This is a genomic window from Pseudomonas sp. NPDC098747, assembly GCF_044760045.1.
Lineage (GTDB): Bacteria > Pseudomonadota > Gammaproteobacteria > Pseudomonadales > Pseudomonadaceae > Aquipseudomonas.
The window spans coordinates 1-1,616 of record NZ_JBIWAL010000132.1 but is presented as its reverse complement, the minus strand read 5'-3'; the positions used below and the strand labels follow the sequence as shown (position 1 = coordinate 1,616).

The 1,616-nt window shown below is 62.3% G+C and carries 1 protein-coding gene; it reads right to left on the bottom strand.

The genetic code is table 11. From position 1 onward, the window contains the following. Positions 1 to 1,616, bottom strand: a 1,616-nt coding sequence (locus ACIQVE_RS29445) for a molybdopterin-dependent oxidoreductase (protein WP_402815452.1), incomplete at both ends; no start/stop codon positions are given.

Below are 1,616 nucleotides of genomic sequence, written 5' to 3'. Positions count from 1 at the left end.
GAGCCCGAGTAACCTTCCATGGAGAAGGCGAACGCGGTGTCTTTGTCTTGCGGGGTGCGTGGTTCGTGAACGCTGATGTCGGCGCGCATCGCGGTGCGACCGGAATAACGCAGCGGCTCACGCGCCAGTTTCAGACCCTTGATGCGGAACGCGGCGGACGGTGCAGCGTCGACGATACGCGCCAGTTGCTCGGTGCTCGAAGCAACGGCAGCGGTGACGTGGTCGAGTTGCGTCCAGTCGATCGGCTGATTCAGCAAGGTGGCACGCAGGGCGTGCAGCCAGCGCCAGCCTTCGTGCACCAGAATGCTTGCGTCGAGGTATTGCGGATCGAAAACCTGGAAGAAGCGCTGGGCGCGACCTTCCTGGCTAACCAAAGTACCGTCGCCTTCAGCGAAGCTGGCAGCTGGCAGAACCAGTTGCGCGCGATCACTGGTAGCGGTCTTCTGATGGTCAGCAACGATCACCACTTTCGCGGCGTTCAGCGCAGCATCGACCTTGTCTTTGGCGGTGCGGGTGTAAAGATCGTTTTCCAGCACGACGATAGCGTCGGCCTTGCCATCGATCACTGCTTGCAGCGCAGCGTCAACCGATTCGCCACCGAGCATGGCCAGACCGAGGCTGTTGGCCTCCGGCACGATCAGGCTGATGGAACCGTTCTTCTCGCGCAGCTTCAGGGCTTTGGCGATGTTCGCCGCGGCTTCGATCAGCGCTTTGGAGCCCAGCGAAGTACCGGCAATGATCAGCGGGCGCTTGGCGGCGAGCAGGGCGTCGGCAATGCGCTTGGCCAGTTCCAGTGCTTCAGCGTCCAGGCCTTCAACGGCCGGTGCGCTGGCGTCCAGAGCGTGAGCCACAGCAAAACCGATGCGCGCCAGATCGTCCGGAGCGGCGTGAACGCATTCTTCGGCGATGTCGTCGAGCTTCGTTTCAGCCAGGCTGGCGATGAACAGCGGGTTCAGCGCGTGCTGACCGATGTTCTTCACGGCGGCGTCGAGCCACGGCTGAACGCGCATGGCGTCGGCCATTTCTTCAGCCTTGCCCTTGACCGATTGACGCAGCGACAGCGCCATACGGGCGGCGGTCTGGGTCAGGTCTTCACCGAGCACGAAGATGGCGTCGTGGTCTTCGATGTCGCGCATGTTCGGCACTGGCAATGGGCTGTCATTGAGCACTTGCAGGACCAGACGGATGCGCTCCAGTTCGGACGCTTCGATACCCGAGTAGAAGTGCTCGGCGCCCACCAGTTCACGCAACGCGTAGTTGCTTTCGAGGCTGGCACGCGGCGAACCGATACCGACGATGTTGCGACCGCGAAGCAGGTCAGCCGCTTTATCCAGCGCAGCGTCGAGGCTCAGCTTGGTGCCGTCGGCCAGCAGCGGCTGACGTGGACGGTCGGTGCGGTTGACGTAGCCATAACCGAAACGGCCACGGTCGCACAGGAAGTATTGGTTCACCGAACCGTTGAAACGGTTTTCGATGCGACGCAATTCACCGTAGCGCTCGCCCGGGGAAATGTTGCAACCGCTCGAGCAGCCAGGGCAGATGCGCGGCGAGAACTGCATGTCCCACTTGCGGTTGTAGCGCTCGGAGTGAGTCTTGTCGGTGAACACACCGGTCGG